Source organism: Carboxylicivirga fragile, assembly GCF_050589805.1.
Classification (GTDB): Bacteria; Bacteroidota; Bacteroidia; order Bacteroidales; family Marinilabiliaceae; genus Carboxylicivirga; species Carboxylicivirga fragile.
The window spans coordinates 1-20,757 of sequence record NZ_JBNGOY010000064.1 but is presented as its reverse complement, the minus strand read 5'-3'; the positions used below and the strand labels follow the sequence as shown (position 1 = coordinate 20,757).

At 33.8% G+C, this 20,757-nt stretch carries 19 protein-coding genes; 18 read left to right on the top strand and 1 reads right to left on the bottom strand.

What is annotated here, in order from left to right:
• The first annotated feature begins 148 nt into the window (after positions 1-148).
• The 18 genes from ACRD7B_RS20565 (at position 149) to rfbB (ending at position 20,429) form a co-directional block, all read left to right on the top strand.
• Entirely contained in the window at positions 149-2,560 is a 2,412-nt protein-coding gene (locus ACRD7B_RS20565) for an SLBB domain-containing protein (protein ID WP_430826541.1), read from the top strand.
• Between the two features lie 56 nt (positions 2,561-2,616).
• Positions 2,617-3,729: a Wzz/FepE/Etk N-terminal domain-containing protein gene (locus ACRD7B_RS20560; protein WP_430826540.1), complete on the top strand. Its 1,113-nt coding sequence runs from the start codon at positions 2,617-2,619 to the stop codon at positions 3,727-3,729.
• A 411-nt stretch (positions 3,730-4,140) separates the two neighbouring features.
• Entirely contained in the window at positions 4,141-5,157 is a 1,017-nt protein-coding gene (gene pseB, locus ACRD7B_RS20555) for a UDP-N-acetylglucosamine 4,6-dehydratase (inverting) (RefSeq protein WP_430826539.1), read from the top strand.
• A 12-nt stretch (positions 5,158-5,169) separates the two neighbouring features.
• A complete protein-coding gene (pseC, locus tag ACRD7B_RS20550) occupies positions 5,170-6,321 on the top strand; it encodes a UDP-4-amino-4,6-dideoxy-N-acetyl-beta-L-altrosamine transaminase (RefSeq protein WP_430826538.1) in 1,152 nt (383 codons plus the stop codon).
• Entirely contained in the window at positions 6,318-7,007 is a 690-nt protein-coding gene (pseF, locus tag ACRD7B_RS20545; protein ID WP_430826537.1) for a pseudaminic acid cytidylyltransferase, read from the top strand. The genes pseC and pseF overlap by 4 nt, the downstream gene beginning before the upstream one ends.
• Positions 7,000-7,989, top strand: a complete 990-nt coding sequence (gene pseG / locus ACRD7B_RS20540; RefSeq protein ID WP_430826536.1) for a UDP-2,4-diacetamido-2,4,6-trideoxy-beta-L-altropyranose hydrolase — start codon at positions 7,000-7,002, stop codon at positions 7,987-7,989. Before pseF ends, pseG begins: the two co-directional genes overlap by 8 nt.
• A 3-nt stretch (positions 7,990-7,992) precedes the next feature.
• Positions 7,993-8,862, top strand: a complete 870-nt coding sequence (locus ACRD7B_RS20535) for a methionyl-tRNA formyltransferase (protein ID WP_430826535.1) — start codon at positions 7,993-7,995, stop codon at positions 8,860-8,862.
• Positions 8,859-9,884: a pseudaminic acid synthase gene (gene pseI, locus ACRD7B_RS20530; RefSeq protein WP_430826534.1), complete on the top strand. Its 1,026-nt coding sequence runs from the start codon at positions 8,859-8,861 to the stop codon at positions 9,882-9,884. Before ACRD7B_RS20535 ends, pseI begins: the two co-directional genes overlap by 4 nt.
• On the top strand, positions 9,881-11,122 hold the full coding sequence (locus ACRD7B_RS20525; RefSeq protein ID WP_430826533.1) for a glycosyltransferase family protein: 1,242 nt from the start codon (positions 9,881-9,883) through the stop codon (positions 11,120-11,122). Before pseI ends, ACRD7B_RS20525 begins: the two co-directional genes overlap by 4 nt.
• On the top strand, positions 11,109-12,629 hold the full coding sequence (locus ACRD7B_RS20520) for an oligosaccharide flippase family protein (protein ID WP_430826532.1): 1,521 nt from the start codon (positions 11,109-11,111) through the stop codon (positions 12,627-12,629). The genes ACRD7B_RS20525 and ACRD7B_RS20520 overlap by 14 nt, the downstream gene beginning before the upstream one ends.
• A 161-nt stretch (positions 12,630-12,790) precedes the next feature.
• Entirely contained in the window at positions 12,791-13,927 is a 1,137-nt protein-coding gene (locus ACRD7B_RS20515) for a DUF6418 domain-containing protein (RefSeq protein WP_430826531.1), read from the top strand.
• A complete protein-coding gene (locus tag ACRD7B_RS20510) occupies positions 13,924-15,267 on the top strand; it encodes a hypothetical protein (RefSeq protein ID WP_430826530.1) in 1,344 nt (447 codons plus the stop codon). Before ACRD7B_RS20515 ends, ACRD7B_RS20510 begins: the two co-directional genes overlap by 4 nt.
• Positions 15,268-15,274: 7 nt before the next feature.
• Positions 15,275-16,378 carry a glycosyltransferase family 4 protein gene (locus ACRD7B_RS20505; protein ID WP_430826529.1) on the top strand — a complete coding sequence of 368 codons (1,104 nt, stop codon included), beginning with the start codon at positions 15,275-15,277 and terminating at the stop codon, positions 16,376-16,378.
• Positions 16,375-17,478 (top strand): DUF1972 domain-containing protein, encoded by a 1,104-nt coding sequence (locus ACRD7B_RS20500; RefSeq protein WP_430826528.1) that lies wholly within the window; start codon positions 16,375-16,377, stop codon positions 17,476-17,478. The genes ACRD7B_RS20505 and ACRD7B_RS20500 overlap by 4 nt, the downstream gene beginning before the upstream one ends.
• A 9-nt stretch (positions 17,479-17,487) precedes the next feature.
• Entirely contained in the window at positions 17,488-18,366 is an 879-nt protein-coding gene (gene rfbA / locus ACRD7B_RS20495) for a glucose-1-phosphate thymidylyltransferase RfbA (protein WP_430826527.1), read from the top strand.
• Complete coding sequence (rfbC, locus tag ACRD7B_RS20490) at positions 18,367-18,915, top strand: dTDP-4-dehydrorhamnose 3,5-epimerase (protein WP_430826526.1); 549 nt, start codon at positions 18,367-18,369, stop codon at positions 18,913-18,915.
• Positions 18,916-18,974: 59 nt separating this feature from the next.
• Positions 18,975-19,325, top strand: coding sequence for a four helix bundle protein (locus ACRD7B_RS20485; RefSeq protein ID WP_430826525.1), 351 nt, complete (start codon positions 18,975-18,977; stop codon positions 19,323-19,325).
• A gap of 96 nt (positions 19,326-19,421) precedes the next feature.
• Positions 19,422-20,429: a dTDP-glucose 4,6-dehydratase gene (gene rfbB / locus ACRD7B_RS20480; RefSeq protein WP_430826524.1), complete on the top strand. Its 1,008-nt coding sequence runs from the start codon at positions 19,422-19,424 to the stop codon at positions 20,427-20,429.
• A 145-nt stretch (positions 20,430-20,574) separates the two neighbouring features.
• Here the strand turns inward: rfbB and ACRD7B_RS20475 are convergent.
• A partial coding sequence (locus tag ACRD7B_RS20475; RefSeq protein ID WP_430826523.1) for a hypothetical protein occupies positions 20,575-20,757 on the bottom strand: 183 nt, incomplete at its 5' end.

Here is a 20,757-nt window from a genome sequence, read left to right as displayed (position 1 = left end):
TTCATTTTAAGACTCTCTTTTAAGTATTTGAAAATAAAATGTCTTCATGAAACAACCATGTAAATTTGATTATCCAAATTTTCACACAGGAGGATGATCAAATTTACTTGAGAGTTCCATATGGCAAATAGAAGCAAATTATAATCATATGAAAAAAGTTCTTTCAATTCTATTACTGGTAATGTTGTTTGCCGGAATGGAAAATCTTTGCGTTGCGCAAAATGTGGATCCATCATCTGTTGATGTAAATAGTTTATCAGATAGCCAGATAAGAAGAATTGTTGATGAAATCCAGAAAAGAGGATTATCAGAAAATGAGGCCATTGCCTTGGCGCAAGCTAGAGGTATGAATCAATCTCAAATATCAGCCCTTCGTCAACGAATGAACGAATTAAAATTGAGTGGTGACATTGGGTCTGATCAAAATCAAGAGGTAAGTAATAGCTCTTCCTTCGATCCAGAGCTATCAATGAAGGCTCCTATTGATTCGTTAAAGTTAGATGATCGAATTTTTGGTTTTTCATTCTTTAATAATGAAAAATTAAGTTTTGAACCTAATGTAAATATTCCTGTTTCTCCATCCTATGTTTTGGGTTCTGGAGATGAAGTATTAATAGATGTGTGGGGTGCTTCGCAACAGAGTTATCAAATGTTGGTTGATCGAAACGGTCATATTAACATTCCTAATATAGGTCCTGTTAAGGTTGGTGGATTAACTCAGAATGATGCATCAAAGCGTATTTTTGATAAACTTACACTGATCTATAGCGATTTAGTATCGAACCAGCCACGTACTTTCGCAAGGATACATCTTGGAACTATAAATTCCATTAAGGTGAATGTGATTGGTGAGGTTTTTACTCCAGGGACATATACCGTTCCCGGAACCGCGTCAGCCTTTAATGCTTTGTACTTAAGTGGAGGGCCAAATAAAAATGGATCGTTCAGAAATATTCAGATCATCCGTGATGGTAAAGTGATGGACAAGTTGGATGTGTACGAATTTTTATTAAGAGGTAAAAGTACCGTCAATATTTCCTTAAGAGATGGTGATGTCATATTAGTGCCTACTTATGAGAACCGGATTAAAGTTGGGGGCGAATTTAAGCGAAACGGTTTATTCGAATCCAAGGCGAAAGAAACAGTAGCAGATGTTATTGAATATGCTGGAGGATTCACCGACGAAGCCTATACCAATCGTTTGGAATTATACAGAACAACAAGTAAGCAGCGCGAGTTCAAAGATGTACTGTCAACTCAATATGATGCTTTATTGCTTCAAAATGGAGATAGTATTTTTGCAGGTCCGATACTAGAAAGATTTGCCAATAAGGTATTTATCGAAGGTGCCATCTACCGCCCAGGTAATTACGAGCTTGTTCAAGGTATGACATTAAAGCAATTAATTGCTAATGCGGATGGTGTAAGAGAAGATGTATTCTTAAACCGAGGCTTAATTACGCGTTTAAACGATGATTTAACATTGAAAAATATCACTTTTAATGTTGGTGAAGTACTACGTGGAGAATTCGATTTGGATCTGCAGCGAGAAGATATTGTTAGTATTTCATCCATTAATGATTTACGCGAAATACGTACAGTTGAGATTTTTGGTGAGGTGCAATATCCTGGTGAGTTTGACTATCAGGACGAAATGACCTTATCTGACTTGGTTTTTAAATCTGGTGGTTTTAAAGAAAGTGCATCAGAAGCCTTTATCGAAATATCACGTCGTTTATCATACGAAGATGTTAAAAAATCAGGAGATAAAATAGCTGATGTATTTCAGTTTACCGTGTCTCGAGATCTGATGATGGATGGTGAAGATGCCAAGTTTGAAATGCAGCCTTTTGATCAGGTATTCATCAGAAGAGCACCCGGTTTTGAAGAAGAAGCAGTTGTGCGTTTAATGGGAGAAGTAACCTACGCAGGACAATTTAGCCTAACATCTAAAACCGAACGTTTATCCACTTTGATTGAGCGTGCAGGTGGGTTAACAAGTGATGCCTATCCTCAAGGCGCCATGTTAACACGTAAGACAAAAGTTAGCCAACATGTGCAGCGTTTAAGGGAAGAAATGGTTAAGAAGGATACTAGTTTGGTGTTTTCAGATTTAGGTTTTGATGTAATCAGTATCGATTTGGATGAGATAATTAAAAATCCGGGTAGTAAACAAGATATTTTCCTGAAAAATGGAGATGAATTGATTATTCCTCGAGAAATGCAAACGGTAAAAATTTCGGGGGGAGTTCTTAATCCGGTATCAACATCCTATACTAAAAGTTTAAATCTTAAAAGATATGTGGATGCAAGTGGTGGTTTTGCACCTAGAGCTCGAAAAGGAAAGGTGTATGTCATTTACCCCAATGGAGCAGCGGCATCTACAAAGAATGTTTTGTTATTCTTCAAGTCTTATCCTAAGGTGATGCCAGGTTCCGAGATTGTAGTACCACAGCGCCCGCAAAAGGATCCTATACCGGCAACTGCTTGGGTTGCGATGGCTAGTGCCTTGGCTTCTTTATCATTAACAATTGTGACTATTGTCAATCAGACGAAATAAAAAAATGTATTATTATTTCTTGATACATATTTCTTGAATCTTGATATCTTTATTAAATGACTCAATTAAAAGAACAAAATATTCCCCAAATCATCAATGACGACGAAATAGATTTAATTGCTCTCATTAAAACCATTTGGGAAGGCCGTAAAACGATCTATTACAGTGTTGCATTATTCATTGTAATAGGATTAGCAGTAGCATTTCTTAGTCCCATAAGATACAAGGCAAGTTGTACTCTGTTACCTTCTGATGAAAAAAATGGCGGAAGTCTTGGGAGCCTTGGTGGTTTAGCAAGTATGGCTGGAATTAACTTGGGTTCTATGATGGGAGGAACATCAAGTATACCTGCTGAGGTCTATCCACAGGTCGTTAATTCATACCCTTTTAAAAAGGAAATGGTGCACCAAAAGTTTAATTTTGAAGAATATCCCGAACCAATCTCTTTATATAACTATGTGGTTGCTGATACAATAGAGTCTATAGGAGTTAAATTGTTAAAATATACCATTAAGTTACCTTGGACCATCAAAGAAGCTTTGTCTTCTGAGGATTATGAAAATAAAAGGGTCGATTATGGTGTATTGCAGTTGTCTGAGGAAGAAGATAATGCCATGGAGGCGGTAAAGGAGTTGATTGTAATTGGAGTAGATAAGAAAACCGGATTAATCTCGGTTTCTGCGGAAGCGGGTGAGCCTGTTTTAGTTGCTCAATTTGTTCAGAAGGCGACTGATCTATTGCAAGACTATGTGATAAAATACAAAACAAAACAGTCGCGTGAGCATTTGGACTTTGTTCAAGATCAGTTCGATCAAAAGAAAAAAGAGTATGAATTTGCTCAAAATGCCTTTTTTAGCTACAAAGATCAACACCGTAATATGGTGTCCGAGCGGGTTAACTTGGAGTTTCAGCAATTAAGTGATGTGTATGACATGTCATCAACTGTTTTTAAAGGGATTGCTCAACAATTGGAACAAGCAAAAATTGCAGTTAATGAACAAACACCCGTGTTTACTATTCTTGAACCTGCAATAGTGCCCATAGAAAAGAGTTCGATTACGAAGAAAATGATTCTACTAATAAGTATCTTTATAGGCGCAATTGGAGGAGTTGGTTTAATCTTTATGAAATCGTTTTGGAAGAAGATAAAAGAAGAATTTAATAGCTAGTAACCTCATGCTAAAAAAATAACCTGTAATATGCAAAATTGCTTGACTTGGCGCGAGTTATGTTGATGTGCATTCGATGGTTTGATTGTGAGTTATAATGCAAATATTGGATATTTAAGAGTCTATTGCTGCTTGGAACTATGCAAATCCTGAAAGTTTACCAATTTATGGCCAGTCCAGAAGAAATTAATGTTCACTGTACAAGAAATACTTTTATAAATTTATGTTTTCAGAATGAAAATTCGGGATACTTTGACGAGTATAACAAATAAGCATTGGCATTGAAAAATGCTTATTTTAGTTGAAATATCTATCATTATTTAAGTTGCTTTTAGAAAGGATAATTAGTAAATAATTCACGATGAATAGCGCTGAACGTACAAATCTTTATTATAATCAATTAATTATATTATGCTAAATCAAAAATCAGTACTCATTACTGGGGGAACAGGCTCTTTTGGTAAGAAGTTTGTAGAAACCATTCTTTCAAGATATCCTAAAGTTGCACGCATCGTTATTTATTCTCGCGATGAATTGAAACAATCTGTTTTAAGGCAAATGTATCCGCAACAAAAATATCCACAATTACGATTTTTTATTGGTGATGTAAGAGATGGGGAGCGTTTAAAACGCGCTTGCGAAGGAATTAATGTAATTATCCATGCAGCAGCTATAAAACAGGTCGATACTGCAGAATATAATCCTGAAGAGTGTATTAAGACCAATATTCATGGTGCTGAGAATGTTATTGATGCGGCTCTAGCTTGCGGAGTTAGTGATGTGGTTGCGTTATCAACAGATAAAGCTTGTGCTCCAATTAATTTGTACGGAGCTACTAAACTTGTTTCAGATAAGCTTTTTACAGCTGCCAATAATATAAAAGGTTCGAGAGATATTCGTTTCAGTGCAGTGCGATACGGCAATGTGATGGGATCAAGAGGATCGGTAATACCATTCTTTATGAACAGACGCAAAGAAGGTGTTTTGCCAATTACACATATGGAGATGACTCGTTTTAATATCTCACTTCAAGCGGGTGTAGATTTGGTAATGTATGCTATTGAGAATCATCTTGGAGGTGAAATATTTATTCCAAAAATTCCTTCTTATAAGATTACTGATGTCGCAAAAGCGATTGCTCCAAGTTGTGAACTTACGGAAGTTGGAATTCGCCCAGGTGAGAAATTACACGAAGAGATGATAACTGATACTGATTCACTAAATACAATTGATTTGGGTCGATATTATGCGATTCTTCCTTCTGTTTCTTTTTCAAATCAAGAAGAAGATTTTATTAAACATCATAAGGCTGTTAAAGTACCATTTGGTTTTAAGTATAATTCTGGAACGAATGACAAATGGGAAACAGTTGAATTGCTGCGAGAAATGATCATCGAACATGTTGATTCTAATTTCAAACCTGAATAACAGATATCAATTATGAAACCAATTTCTTACGGGAAACAATTTATTTCAGATGAAGATATTGAGCAAGTTGTTCAAGTCCTAAAGAGTGATTTTCTAACCCAAGGGCCAAAGGTTAAGGAGTTTGAGAATGATTTCTCCGACTATGTGGATTCAGAATATGCAATTGCCATTTCTAATGGAACAGCAGCTCTGCATCTATGCATGCTTGCATTAGGTTTAAAAGATGGTGATAAAGTAATTACGACACCTCTCACTTTTGCAGCAAGTGCTAATTGTGTGAGATATTGCAACGCCGAAATCGATTTTGTTGATATCGATGCTGAAACATATTTGATGGATTTGGACAAGCTTGAAGCAAAGTTATCTAAAGTGCCTATTGGAACTTACAAAGGGATTATTGCTGTTGCGTTTGCTGGTTACCCCGATAATATGGAACGACTACGAGCTATAGCTGATAAATATAAACTTTGGCTTGTCGAAGATGCTTGTCATGCACCAGGAGGCTATTTTGTAGATTCAAAAGGTAAAGTTCAGAAAGTAGGAAATGGGAGATATGCCGATTTACAGGTCTTTTCTTTCCATCCAGTCAAGCATATTGCAACTGGTGAAGGTGGAATGATTACCACCAATAATAAAAACTTATTTACTAAAGTAAGCCAACTTCGCACACACGGAATTACTAAAGATCCGAAGTTGTTACATGAAAATCATGGCGGATGGTATTACGAAATGCAAGAGCTCGGTTATAATTGCAGACTCTCAGATATTCAAGCTGCTCTTGGTGTATCTCAACTAAAAAGAGCCAAAGAAGGTGTTGAACGAAGAAATGAAATTGCAAATATATATTCAGCAGCATTTGCAAATGAAAATATAATAACGCCTAAAGTTAATGATGAATACTTTCATGCATACCACCTGTATGTAATTCAAGTTGAAGATAGAAAAGGTTTATATAATCATCTACGAGAGAATAATATTTTTTCGCAAGTATTATATTATCCTGTGCACCTTATGCCATACTACAAAGAACTTGGATGGAATAATGGAGATCTTCCAGTTGTTGAAGCTTATTATGGAAAGTGTTTGGCTTTACCTATGTTTCCGACATTGACAAACAAAGAGCAAGCATATATAATATCGAAGGTAAAAGAGTTTGTTAAATGAGTTGTATTGCTATAATACCTGCAAGAGGGGGTAGTAAAAGAATCCCACGTAAAAATATAAAAGACTTTTTGGGTAAACCTATTATTGCTTATTCTATTGAAATTGCTTTAAAATCGAATTTATTTGATGAAGTGATGGTTTCAACAGATGATGAAGAGATTGCAAATGTTGCTAAACAATACGGAGCAACTGTCCCCTTCTTCAGAAGTAATGCAAATGCAAACGACTTTGCTACCTTGGCCGATGTACTTATTGAGGTAGTACAATCATATCAAAAGATCGGAAAAAGTATAAATGCACTTTGTTGTATTTTGCCTACAGCTCCACTAACATCATCTGAAAGAGTTTGTGAATCATATACAACCTTTTCAGAAAAGAATTATGATTCAATTTGTCCTGTTGTTGAGTATTCATATCCAATTCAAAGAGCATTAGAAATAAATATAAACAATAGATTAAGGATGATACATCCGGAGAATTTAACAAAAAGAAGTCAGGATTTATCGGCGTCATATCATGACAGCGGTTCGTTTTATTGGGTAAATTCAAAAGCATTAATAGAAGAGCAATCACTGTTTTGTAAAAATGGAGGTGCAGTCGTTATTCCCGAATTAGAGGTTCAAGACATAGATACTGAAACAGATTGGCGCCTGGCTGAGCTTAAATATTCCCTGTTACATGAGTAAGGGCAATATTATCTTTCGTGCCGATGGTGGCCCCTCGATAGGAATGGGACATTTTGTGCGTACTTTAGCTCTAGCCGAAATGTTGAAGGATGATTTTTGCTGTACGTTTGCAACCATCGAACCAACAGAATATCAAATAGGGGAAATTGAAAGGATATGTGATAATAGGATTGATTTACCTAATAATGATTCGCATTTCACACTGTTTTTAGAGCACTTAAAAGGAGATGAAATTGTAGTACTTGACAATTACTATTTCACAACCGAATACCAGAGAAGCATCAAAGCTAGAGGATGTAAGCTTGTTTGTATCGATGATATTCATGATAAGCATTATGTTGCAGATATTGTAATAAATCATGCCGAAGGTATCAACCCATGTAAGTTTTCAAAAGAAGATTATACTTCGCTATTACTTGGATACAAATATGCTTTATTAAGGAGCGAATATCTTGAAAATACTTCTAGTGATAACATTAAGAAGTATAGTTGTCTGATTATGTTAGGAGGTTCCGATCCTTTAAATATTACATCTCAGATTGTTTCTACAATTGACAATTATTTCTTTGATAAACCAATTGCAGTAGTCGTTAGTAACCAAAATATAGCTACAGAAAAATTTAAAAATCAATATGAATTTTTTAGCAATATCAGCGGTAAACAGGTACTCAATTTGATGAGATCCTCGAATTTTGGTTTTTTCCCAGCCAGTACAGTAAGCATAGAAGCCTGTGCTGCTCGTCTTCCATTTATTTGTGGATATTTTGTGGATAACCAGAAAGAGATCTATCAGGGATTGTTAAACAATAATTTGGCGGAATGCATAGGCGATTTTGGGGAGCTTCGGAATGAGAGTTTTAAGAATGCTATTTCAAAAATTACGAATGTGAATAATCACAATCGTATTAAGAAATTGCAGGCGAGGTTTATGGATGGATTTAGTATTAATCGTATAAAATCAGAATTTTTAAATATTATATAATATATGAATATTGGATTATTGTGTTCAGGGAAATTGGGTTTTAATACTTTGGTTGTCCTTGTTGAGAGTTTTACGCCTCAATTTATTTTTACTGATTCAAATTCGAAAGAAATTATTGATTTTGCGGAAAATAAAGAGATACCTCTGTTTGTTGGAAACCCGACAAAAAAAGACCCTTCTACGTTTTTGAGTGAATTTGTTACTGATATTGTTTTTTCAATTAACTATTTATTCATAGTCAATACTGATGTTCTTAATCATAGTAAGTTATCAATTAATTTGCATGGATCATTGCTTCCAAAATATAGAGGAAGAACACCTCATGTATGGGCAATAATAAATGGAGAGAATGAAACAGGTGTAACAGCTCATTTAATGGAAAAAGGGTGTGACACCGGTGACGTTGTCATTCAAAGGAAAATCAAGATAGAGCAACTTCATACAGGAGCTGATATTCTTAATATTTTTGAGTCTTTATATCCAGAAATTATCTTTGAAATTGTAGAGATGTTTTTTGACAACAAGTTGATCTATAAGAAACAAAATCCCCTCTTAGCAACGTATTTTGGGAAAAGAACACCTGAGGATGGTGAAATTAATTGGGACTGGAATAAAGAAAGGATTAATAATTGGGTTAGGGCACAAGCAAAGCCTTATCCTGGAGCGTTCACTTATCATTATGGAGAAAAGATAATTATTCATAAAATTAGTTTCTCTGAACTTGGATTTGATAATACCATGGCTAACGGGTTAATATTAAAAACTGAACCCAAAGTACATATAAAAACTTCTAATGGTGTAGTTGTTTTAGAGGATTATGAGAATAGACAGAATATTGTTTTAACAGAAAATTCAAAATTTACAACATTGTGAAAATAGAATCAGGCAATACAAATCAACATACGTTGATAATAGCAGAACTTTCGGCGAATCATGGCCATGATAAAAGTATTGCAATCGAGACAGTTAGAGCTGCAAAGCGAGCAGGTGCGGATGCTATAAAGATTCAAACCTATACTGCCGACACTTTAACTATTAATTGTGATAATGAATGTTTTACCATCAAAGGTGGTTTATGGGACGGCCGTACTCTTTATGATTTGTATACAGAAGCATATACACCTTGGGAGTGGCATAAAGAGATATTTGAAACCGCTAAAGAAGAGGGGTTACTTTGTTTTTCAACTCCCTTTGATAAAACTTCTGTTGATTTTCTTGAACAATTTGATCCTCCCTATTACAAAATTGCATCATTCGAAATCCAAGATATCCCATTGATTGAATATACTGCTTCCAAAGGTCGCCCAATAATAATGTCAACAGGTATTGCAGAACTTGAAGATGTTGAGTTAGCTGTAAAAACATGTCGCGATGTCGGTAATAATGATATTACGTTATTAAAATGTACATCTTCTTATCCAGCACCAATCGAAGAGGCGAATCTGGCTACGATAAAAGATCTCAAGGATAGATTTGATGTTAAAGTTGGTTTGTCTGATCATACCTTGGGAATCGTCACACCATTAGTAGCCGTTACTCTTGGTGCAAAAGTCATCGAGAAACATTTTATTTTGGATAATTCGATAGGTGGACCTGACGCATCGTTTTCGCTTGACGAACAACAGTTCTCAGAAATGGTCAAACAGGTAAGACAAGTAGAGAAAACTATTGGTAAGGTATCATATGAACTTACGGATAAAGTAAAGGAGAGCCGTAAATTCTCACGTTCTCTTTTTGTTGTAAAAGATATAAAGGAGGGAGAGGAGTTCACCGAAGAAAATGTAAGATCTATTCGACCGGGATATGGTTTACACCCTAAGTATTTTAGTCGAATAATAGGGACAACTGCTGAAAAAGACTTTTCTGCAGGTAGTCCATTAAAACTTGATCTATGAAAAAAACTTTAATATATCAGATATATTTAGTATTTAAATCTTTTTTTTACTATTCCTTGTTTGTCGAGAAAGGAGGTCAAGGAAAGATTAAAGTTTTAGTGGTAAATCATTATTTTGATCAGGATATTCTGGCATTAGTTAGGGGAAGTGTCAATATTGAATATATTATCATTACACCCGAAATATTTCAGCCAATTCGAAATATCTATCCAGATATTGTTAAAAAAGGACAAATTGAATACAATCACGATTCCTTTGAACGTCAAAGACGGTGGGCCTATAGATTTTCTAGTTTATTATTTAGGTGGCTGAAGTTCTTATATGGTATTGATTTACTTGTAAGTCCATCCGATATATTTTATTGGTTACGGGAATTTATTCGATTTTCTAAAAAACAGAATATCTCCACAATAATCATTGACAAGGAAGGAATAATATCTCCATATTATTTTGAAAACCATTCTAAGAAAATTAAGAAGAATTTCCCGTTAATTTCTGATAAAATTCTGGTTTGGAGTTCAAGACAAAAAAGATTTTGGATAGAATGTGGTACTGAACCTTCTAAAATTGAAGTTCTAGGACAACTTCGTTCTGATTTATTTATAAATCAATTGAAAGAGAAAAAAAACGATTATATTTTATTCTTTACATATTTTACGGATGCATATATACCTGAAGAGCTTCAACAGGGAGGCTTATCTTGGAACACTCTTAGGGCAGAAACACACGAAGTGTTAAAACATATTGCTGAGGAGAATAAGCAGGTTGATATTTTGGTTAAGTGTCATCCTCAGCAACGGGACGTTGAAACTATAAGAAATGAGTTTTCGCAATATAAAAATGTTAAGGTGTTAACTGGTGCAAAAAGTACATATGAGTTAATGCTTAATGCCAGTTTAATCATAGGGTTTCAATCTACTGCTATGATAGAGGCTTGTTTGTTAAATAAACCTACAATTTACACCTTTTGGACTGAAAGCGTTAGGTCTTTTGAGGATGGCATTCTACCCTTTCACCAATTCAAATCCTTTACTTTGGCAAAGTCTTCTGAGGAATTGTATTTATATATAAATAGTTTCATACATGACAACAAGTTAGCTGGCATAATTGAGGGGCAAGCAAATGATACTGAATCTATGGGAAGTGTTATAGATTATTATCTGTTTAAACCTAATGGAAAAGTTGGTTCAAGAGTAAATGAATATATAGAGAACTTTGTGTTGTATGAGCAGTATTAGAAGAAGAGTGGTTTCCAATACCTTTGTTAATACACTTTCTTTTGGAGTAAGACTTATCATTGGTTTTATTATTATCCCGCTTTATTTAGACCGTCTAGGACTCGATGGTTTTGGGATGTATTCTTTATTGTTAATATTTTCAGCGACTGGTTTATTGTCATTTTTTGATTTAGGATTTGAAGCAGCATTAATTAAATTTGTTTCTTCAAAATTGGCGACTAATTCAACGGAACAGGCAAATAAATATATTGTAAATGGAATAATTTTCTATTCTATATTAGGGATTTCTATTGGACTTATTTTTTTTCTTCTGAGTGGGGTGTTGATTCGTGATATTTTTAATGTGCCGTCTGATATTGTCGAATATGGTATATTAGCTTTCAAGTTATATGCAGTTCAACTGTTTTTTCAATTTATTTCAATAGCCTATTCAGCCTCGTTTAAAGCCAAGGAGCAATTTGTCTTAATAGCAGTATTAAATTCTGGGTATGTAATTCTTAATTTGATATTAGTATATTTCACATTATGGAGTATAGTGAATTTGGCCAATTTCATTATTTATCAAAACATCCTCTTTCTTTTAAAGCTAGCAGTTGAAGCTTATTTCTGTAAGCGTTTGTACTGCATTGTTAAAGAGGATTATGCTATTTCAAGAAAGATATTATTGGACATAGCTGGATATGCGAAATATTTATTTTTGTCTAAGGTTATTGGTTTTATATTTAATTATCTTGATAAGATATTAATTTCTTTAATGCTCCCAATAAGTTATATGACTAATTATAGTATTCTGGTTAAAATTCCAGATTCTATAAGAAATATACAATCCTTGTTAAACTCAACTATTGTACCAATTTCATCTTCTTTAAAATCTAAAAATCAATCCACTGGAATCAATGAATTAATTTTGTATGGTACTAGGTATATGGTGATTTTGATTTTGCCAGTTGTTATAATTTCTATGCTATTGATGAATCAATTTTTAATTTTATGGGTAGGAATTGAATTCGAAAAACTTTCGATATCTGCAAATATTTTACTTTTAAGTTTCTTTTTTAGTGTTTTATTCTCTTTTGGATCGACAGTAGTTGTTGGTACAGGAGATATTAAGAAATTCCTACCAATCTCATTGATTGGATGTGTAATTAATCTTGTGTTGAGTTTGATTTTAATTAGAAATTATAAATTAAATGGATTGGTTTTAGCTACAAGTATTTCATATTTTATAATTTTTATCTTTTATGTGTTTCGATTGAGAAAGCTATTTAAAATAGATAATTTTTCAATAACAAAGATGATTCTTAAACCTTATATTATTATTGTAGGATTCGGAATGTTTTTATATGTTATTTTATCTTTTGTGAAATTTTTTGACATTTCAATTATTTCATTTGTAATTCAAGGTACTGCGCTGATTTTACTGTTTATTATGTTAGTTTACTCATTCGTTTTACATGAAAAAGAGAAGAATTTGATTTCAAGCAATGTTAAAAAAGTATGGAAATAGTAAACATTCTTTTAGTTTTTATTTTTATAGTTCAATTAAGGAAAATTTCGAGGGTTGACTTTATTTTTCAACCTCTCATTTTTTACATTACAAGTCTCCAATTGTGGTACCTAGTTTCAACTAGTTATCTTAACTTGGGATTTTACAGTAATACTATTGGGATGCATACAGAAGAAAACTATTCTACGGTTGGTTTATTTCTGTTTTATTTTATTTTCAATGCTGTGCTGTTCAGAGTGCTTGAGAGAATCTCTTATGAGAAAATCAAGTACAAACTTAATTCGGTTGGAAGGAATCTCTCTTTGTATAAAAAATGGGGTGTCGTTTTATTTTGTACTATGTACATGCTGCTTATGTATGTCCCTTTACATAAAGGGGTTCCTATATTTTCAGGTGTGGATAGGGCACAGTTTTATGCAGGTCAGTCAGGTATGTTTAAATTTCTTATTCAATACAAGGAGTTTGCTGCATTGCTAATTGGAATTTTAATAAGTCTAAAGGATCGAAGAATAACGAAGTTTAGTTATATATTGTTTTCACTTTATATTTTAAATTTATTTTTAACAGGAAATAAATTCTCTTCTATTTATTTTAGTGTTATTTTAGCATTAACACCTAATTTAGAATCAATAGTTAAATCTTACTCGGGTAAATCAGTAAGAAGAAAGTTTAAACCTTTATTTGTTGGGATTGTATTTTTTTGCATATTTTCATACATATTTGTTAGTCATGTATTAACTTATTATAGTTTTCTTGGCTCTAATTATGATATATTGACACAATATTTACTCCCTAGGATTTTTGCTTCTCAAAGTGAACTATGGTGGGCCTCATGGTATGATTTCATGCAAGGTAATATTTTGTCATATGAGCAATTTTATAAGGAAATTAGTAGTTTTATTGTGCATGTGGATGCATACGATACAGGTATGTATTTTTTAATGCTTCACCATGGTGGTGAAAAGGCTTATGGTTTTATTCAATGGGGATTTGTATACACAGGAGGATATCCTGCAATTCTCTTATACATGATGCCTCTAAGTGTTGCATACTTTCTTCAGATCCCGTTGTCTAGAATATTTTCACTAATTTTTAAATTCTTTTCTGAATCAATTGGAAGAGTTGAATTGGTTAAAATGTTTTTGTATTTCGAAATCTTAAGAGGTTTCTTTAGTATGTATTTTATGGGAAATATTGATGCATTTTTAAATAAGAGAAGAATCTTCTTTGTTTTAATATTAATGTTTCTATACTTTCGAAAAATGATAGTTAATAGAAATTTAAATAGTCCTACATGAAAAACATTTGCTTTGTAGATAATCATAATAAGACCTCATTCTTCTTAGAGGTGGCAAAACAGCTGATTAATGAAGCGGATAGTTTTTGGATTGTGTTTTCAAAAAAGCGATATGATTTGCTTTCCAAATTTTTTGAAGTCGAGAATATCCTTTTACTAAATAAAGACATTCGAGACAAAAAGAGTGTAGGGGAGTTCAAAATTATTGAGCTTGCTCATATGGATAGGGTGTTGCGTTTCAATACTTCAGCTGGAATACGTTATTTACGAAATCTTCAGTTACCCTTCATCAATTTTATTAGAAATAATAAAATAAATTTGGTTGTTGGAGAAATGACTTATGCTCATGAAGTGTTAATGTATAGAATGTTAGTCTGGGATAGTCTAAGGTCTAACTGTATTTATTTAAATCCGCATACTATTAGAATTCCATCAAATAGATTCGCCTTTTTTAATAGTCCAGATCAGAATAAGTTCATTGATTTTCTTGATGGTAGTGAGTGTTCAAGTTCTCTTGAAGTCAAGAAACCCAAATATTTCCATCGAAATAATGAAATAATAAAAAGACAAAAAAGTTTAGTCTCAAGAATTAGAAGGATAAAAAGGTTTTTAACAGCCGAAAATATCCAAAATGATCATCCATCATTGATAAGTTCACGATTCATTAGGCTCAAAATTGGCTTAAAGGAGGAATTCAATCGCTTTATCTTCCCTTATATTCCGATCAGTGACGATGAATCTGTTAATACTAAAAACTTTGTCTTCTATCCACTTCATAAGCAACCTGAAGCTTCAATAGACGTTATAGGCATGTACTATGAAAATCAATTAACTAATTTATTAAATATTTCTCGTTTTATACCAGAAGATTTTTATCTAGTTGTCAAGGAGCACCCCAATGCTGTTGGTGATCGTGGTTATAGTTTCTATCGGGCTTTATTAAAAAGGAAAAATATAATCTTAGTTTCTCCAAGTAGCGATTCTCATTATTTTATAAAAAAGGCACATTCCATTTTTACAGTTTCAGGTACTCCTGCATATGAAGCTGCTTTAATGGGCAAAATTTCATTTACATTTGGAGAATGCTTTTTTAATAAATTAAAGAATTGTCATAAGATTTCAATAGAGGACTTTAGGATTCATGCAAACTATCATGGGTTAATTGATTTCAAGCAGAAGTTAAATGCACAAAAAATGAATAAAGATGAATTTAGTGAATATATTAATAAGCACTCTTTTGTTGGCAATATTAATGATCCTGTAACAGATAGTTCTTGCATGAGTAATGTAAATATTACGGATGTGAGTAATGCCTTTGTCAAATTACTTAAGAATAAATAATCTAAGTATGATAGTTAGTGTAATTGAGCCAGTAGGTGGACATGGCGGGATGGATTATTATGACTATGGTTTAGCATTTGGTCTTGCAGAAAATGATATAAGGGTTGATTTTTATACTTGTTCTAAAACAAAGATTCGATCCTTTAAGGGTGTAAATACTTTGTACACATTTAAAAACTTTTGGGATAAATCAATCATACTCAAGATTTCTCTGTTTTTTCTCTATTTTTTAAAAACAATTTTCGAAATAAGAAAGCGAAATTCAAAACTTGTTCATTTGCATTACTTTTCATTTTCGCTTCACAACTTTATTTCGCTTTTGTTGTTGAAGGTATTTCGTCTTAGTGTGGTTGTTACTATACATGATATTGATAGTTTTCATGGGAAAAGCTTTAAATTCATAGAAAAATTATCTTATAATCTAATAAATGGTGTCATAGTACATAATAAGGAATCCTATGATTCTCTAATAATAAAGTCGTACAAACTGCCTCACATATCGGTAATACCTCATGGTAATTATAGGCCATTTGTTAACCAATTACCACTTTCTACTGAAAAGCAAGTGATTAATCTATTGTTTTTTGGGCAGATAAAGGAAGTAAAAGGATTGGATATATTACTTCGGGCTTTTGCAAAAGTGGTGAAGCAGTCGGATAATTATCGATTAGTAATCGCAGGAAAACCTTGGAAAACTGGCTTGGATTATTATCAAAACCTAATTGAAGACTTGAACATTGGAAATAAGGTGGAGACACACTTTCGCTACATTAAGAATAGTGAGGTCGAAAGTTTTTATGCTTCATCAGATATCTTGATTTTACCCTATAAAAGAATTTATCAAAGTGGAGTTTTGTTAATGTCAATGTCTATGGGACGTAGTGTGATTGCCTCAAATTTACGAGCTTTTAAAGAAATAGTTGAAGATGGTGTGAATGGATTTTTATTTGACTCTGAAGATATTGACTCTCTTGCGACGAAAATTCTAGCTTTAGATCGTAAAAAATTAGATTTAGTTACGAATAATTGTATTAAAACGATGGACGGCAAATTCGATTGGGTTAATATTGGAAGACAAACAAAGAATTTTTATAAGAAGGTGTTTAAATGAGGATAGCAATAATAGGAACCCGCGGTATTCCAAATTATTACGGTGGATTTGAGCAGTTTTCGGAATATTTATCAAAATATTTAGTAACTAAGGGACATGATGTGTCAGTATATAATAGTCACTATCATCCTTATCAAGAAACGGAATGGGAAGGTGTGAAAATTATACATAAATATGATCCAGAGCAAAAAATTGGAACAGCTGGTCAATTTATTTATGACTTAAATTGTATCTTAGATACAAGAACACGTGGTTATGATATAATACTTCAATTAGGATACACCAGTAGTAGTATTTGGGGAAGGTTGATGCCTAAAGGTTCAAAGGTTGTTACTAATATGGATGGCTTAGAATGGAAACGTACCAAATACTCAAAAAAAGTACAAAAGTTTTTACTTTACGCAGAGAAGTTAGGCGTAGTTCATTCTGATCACTTGGTTGCCGATTCAATTGGAATTCAAAACTACTTAAAGGAGAAATATAGTGTTGAATCAAGTTATATTGCTTACGGTTCTCATACTGTAGATTCATACAATGTTAATACTCTTGCTGACTATTATGTGGAACCATATAAATACAATATGTTAATCGCTAGGCTTGAGCCTGAGAACAGCATGGAAATGATTTTAGATGGGGTAAAGGAGGTCAGTACTACAAATTTTCCATTTTTAGTTATTGGTAAACATGAAACAAAGTACGGTGAGTATTTAAAAGAAAAGTTTAAAGAGTATCCTGGTATTAAATTTTTAGGAGGAATTTATGATATTACTAAATTAAATAATCTACGCAGATATGCCAATGTGTATTTTCATGGGCATACAGTTGGAGGAACTAACCCTAGTCTCTTAGAAGCGATGGGATCTGGAGCATTAATTTGTGCAAATGATAATTTATTTAACCGTTCCATTTTAGGGGATGATGCAAAGTATTTTAATTCAACTGATGATGTGAAAAATTGCTTATCTGTAAATCATAAAGAGGAGCGAAATCAAATTATAGAATCAAATTTCAACAAAATTAGGGAGCTTTATAATTGGGAAAGGATTGTAAGCCAGTACGAAGAAGTATTTATTGAGATGCTAAGAAAGAAAGAATTATAATATTTCATTATGAAAGGTATTATCTTAACAGGAGGCTCCGGCACACGTTTACACCCCATTACATTAGCTACATCAAAACAGCTACTACCTATTTTTGATAAACCGATGATATACTATCCTCTATCAGTTTTGATGTTGGCTGGGATTAAGGAGGTGTTAATTATAACGACACCTGAAGATCAGGCAGGTTTTAAACGCTTAATGGGTGATGGTTCACAATGGGGGATAATTCTTGAGTATGTTGTTCAGCCGTCACCCGATGGCTTAGCACAAGCTTTTATATTGGGAGAAAAATTTATTGGCAACGATAATGTGTGTTTAGTACTTGGGGATAATATCTTCTACGGGCATGGATTCGTGGAGTTGCTAGGAAATGCAGTAAAAACTGTAGCGGAAGAAGATAAAGCCGCGGTATTTGGTTATTGGGTGAACGACCCGGAACGCTATGGGGTGTGTACCTTTGACGATGAAGGCAATGTGACTACCATTGAAGAGAAACCTGAAGAACCAAAGTCGAATTACGCTGTGGTAGGCCTGTACTTCTATCCCAATGATGTTATTAAAGTAGCTAAAAACATAAAGCCAAGTCATAGAGGTGAACTGGAAATTACCACCGTTAATCAAGAGTATCTTGAAGACGAGCGTTTAAAAGTGGAGTTGATGGGCCGTGGTTTCGCCTGGTTGGATACCGGCACACACGAATCATTGTTAGAGGCCAGTCATTTTGTGGAGACTTTAGAGAAGCGGATCGGTTTAAAAGTAGCTTGCCCTGAAGAAATAGCGTTTAGTCAAAACTGGATCAGTAAAGAGCAACTTATTGAACAAGGAAATAAACTGGCGAAGAATCAATATGGTCAATATCTTTTGTCAATCGCAAAAAGAGTTTAAATGCAATTTATAAAGACAAAGTTAGAAGGATGTGTGATTATTGAACCGAAAGTGTTTGGTGATCAAAGAGGCTATTTTTTCGAATCGTTTAACCAAAAGCAGTTCGAAGCTAATGTCGGGAAGGTTGATTTTGTGCAGGATAATGAATCACGCTCAAGTAGGGGAGTACTAAGAGGCTTGCATTTTCAGTTGCCCCCCTATAATCAGGCTAAATTAGTTCGTTGTATCGAAGGGGAGGTGCTTGATGTTGCTGTGGATTTAAGAAAAGATTCGCCTACTTATGGTCAACATGTTGCTGTTAGTTTATCGGATGAAAATAAACGACAACTATTTGTTCCGCGTGGATTCGCCCATGGTTTTATTGTGTTAAGTCGATCAGCTATTTTTTCTTATAAAGTGGACAATTGGTATGCTCCGGAGCATGACTCAGGTGTTATTTGGAATGATCCCGAACTAAATATTGATTGGCAATTGGATGAGGAGTCAATATTGCTCTCAGGTAAAGATAAAATATTAAAGAAATTGTCAGAAACTGAGATTCCTTTCTAAGGGTAAAGGAGTCAGGGAGCAAGGATAAAAGAATCAAGGAAAAAGGTTAAAGTTGGTTAATGGTGGAAAATGACTTGCAACGGAGATTGTTTGACTTTTCTGTTAATGTGATTAAGCAGGTTCGTCAATTACCAAATGGGAAGGAATACCAGGTTATTTCTTATCAAATTCTTAAATCTGCAACGTCCGTTGGTGCCAATTACGAAGAAGCTCAAGCGGCTGTTTCAAAAGCAGACTTTTCCAATAAGGTTGGTATTTCATTGAAGGAAATACGAGAAACAAATTATTGGATTCGAATTATTATCGCTGTTAATGAAGGTGATAAGGTCTGGAAAGCATTATTGGATGAATCCACTGAACTAAAAAAGATACTAGGCAGTATCTACTCAAAAACATCTAAACCCAGATAATTTATCTATTATACTTTAACCTTTGCTACTTTTGATTTTAACCTTCCATCCTTAAACCTTTATCCTTATTCTCTTAAACCTTAAATAATTATAAAAATGAAATCCATATTAGTTACAGGCGGAGCAGGATTTATTGGCGCCAACTTTGTACCTTATTTTGTTGAGAAGTATCCGAATTATAAAATAATTAATTTAGATCTACTGACTTATGCAGGTGATTTAAATAATCTTCAGGAAGTTGTTGGAGCAAGAAATTATGAGTTTGTAAAAGGAGATATTTGTAATCGTGAATTGGTAGAATATCTGTTTGAAAAGTTTGATATCCGTGGGGTCATTCATTTTGCAGCAGAAAGTCATGTGGATAATTCCATTTCAGATCCTGAGATCTTTATCAAAACTAATGTAAATGGAACATTCACATTATTAGATGTTGCCAAGAAATACTGGATGGAGGCACCTTTTAAGTATAAGGAAGGTTATGAAGATTGTCGCTTTCACCATATCTCTACCGATGAAGTGTATGGAACATTAGGTGAGACAGGACTGTTTCGTGAGGATACGCCTTACGCGCCCAATAGCCCTTATTCATCCTCAAAAGCAAGTTCTGATTTATTGGTACGCGCTTATTTTCATACCTATGGAATGGATGTGACAACCAGTAATTGTAGCAATAACTACGGACCCAAACAGCATAACGAAAAGTTAATCCCTACGATTATTCGTAAAGCCTTGGCAGGTGAGAATATTCCTATTTATGGAGATGGTAAAAATATACGCGATTGGTTATATGTGAGGGATCACTGTACGGGAATTGATTTAGTTTACCACAAAGGTAGAGCTGGTGAAACTTATAATATTGGAGGACGTAACGAACGAGATAACCTCTTTATTGTAAATCATATTTGTGCAATATTAGATGCTAAGCAACCTAAACAAGATGGAAGTTCTTATAAAGATTTGATTTCTTTTGTAAAGGACAGGGCCGGGCATGACAGACGTTATGCCATTGATGCCACAAAAATAGAAACAGAACTAGGCTGGAAAGCTGATGAGAATTTTGAAACGGGTATTGAACTTACCATTGATTGGTACCTCAAAAGATAAACAACCTTGCTTTTAGCATAACAGCCCTGCCGGATATCCGACAGGGCTGTTTTTATTATATATGAAACTTGTTATTATTCAACTACGACACTATCAGGTCGTCGGATCGTAACCATTCGGCCTGATACATATTGGATAATCCGCACTAAGCTGACCCTCTAAAACCGGAAGGTTTTTGACCAATTTTAATCTTAAAATTTCTGCCAATCCGGCGGATATTGACCCCCTTTGATAGTGTCGACTTCCCTTTTTTAGGACATGTTAAAAGTAGACTTTTTTCTTTTTTCTCAAAACCAATTTTCAAAAGCTCTTTTAGTAAGGCTGAATG

Excerpts from the sequence above, each read along its gene's own strand:
- pseG (WP_430826536.1), top strand. The coding sequence starts at position 7,000 with ATGAGTAAGGGCAATATTATCTTTCGTGCCGATGGTGGCCCCTCGATA.
- ACRD7B_RS20525 (WP_430826533.1), top strand. The coding sequence starts at position 9,881 with ATGAAAAAAACTTTAATATATCAGATATATTTAGTATTTAAATCTTTT.
- rfbB (WP_430826524.1), top strand. The coding sequence starts at position 19,422 with ATGAAATCCATATTAGTTACAGGCGGAGCAGGATTTATTGGCGCCAAC.
- ACRD7B_RS20500 (WP_430826528.1), top strand. The coding sequence starts at position 16,375 with ATGAGGATAGCAATAATAGGAACCCGCGGTATTCCAAATTATTACGGT.
- ACRD7B_RS20565 (WP_430826541.1), top strand. The coding sequence starts at position 149 with ATGAAAAAAGTTCTTTCAATTCTATTACTGGTAATGTTGTTTGCCGGA.
- pseF (WP_430826537.1), top strand. The coding sequence starts at position 6,318 with ATGAGTTGTATTGCTATAATACCTGCAAGAGGGGGTAGTAAAAGAATC.
- pseC (WP_430826538.1), top strand. The coding sequence starts at position 5,170 with ATGAAACCAATTTCTTACGGGAAACAATTTATTTCAGATGAAGATATT.
- pseB (WP_430826539.1), top strand. The coding sequence starts at position 4,141 with ATGCTAAATCAAAAATCAGTACTCATTACTGGGGGAACAGGCTCTTTT.
- ACRD7B_RS20520 (WP_430826532.1), top strand. The coding sequence starts at position 11,109 with ATGAGCAGTATTAGAAGAAGAGTGGTTTCCAATACCTTTGTTAATACA.
- ACRD7B_RS20535 (WP_430826535.1), top strand. The coding sequence starts at position 7,993 with ATGAATATTGGATTATTGTGTTCAGGGAAATTGGGTTTTAATACTTTG.
- ACRD7B_RS20560 (WP_430826540.1), top strand. The coding sequence starts at position 2,617 with ATGACTCAATTAAAAGAACAAAATATTCCCCAAATCATCAATGACGAC.
- ACRD7B_RS20510 (WP_430826530.1), top strand. The coding sequence starts at position 13,924 with ATGAAAAACATTTGCTTTGTAGATAATCATAATAAGACCTCATTCTTC.
- rfbA (WP_430826527.1), top strand. The coding sequence starts at position 17,488 with ATGAAAGGTATTATCTTAACAGGAGGCTCCGGCACACGTTTACACCCC.
- rfbC (WP_430826526.1), top strand. The coding sequence starts at position 18,367 with ATGCAATTTATAAAGACAAAGTTAGAAGGATGTGTGATTATTGAACCG.
- ACRD7B_RS20485 (WP_430826525.1), top strand. The coding sequence starts at position 18,975 with ATGGTGGAAAATGACTTGCAACGGAGATTGTTTGACTTTTCTGTTAAT.
- ACRD7B_RS20505 (WP_430826529.1), top strand. The coding sequence starts at position 15,275 with ATGATAGTTAGTGTAATTGAGCCAGTAGGTGGACATGGCGGGATGGAT.
- ACRD7B_RS20515 (WP_430826531.1), top strand. The coding sequence starts at position 12,791 with ATGCATACAGAAGAAAACTATTCTACGGTTGGTTTATTTCTGTTTTAT.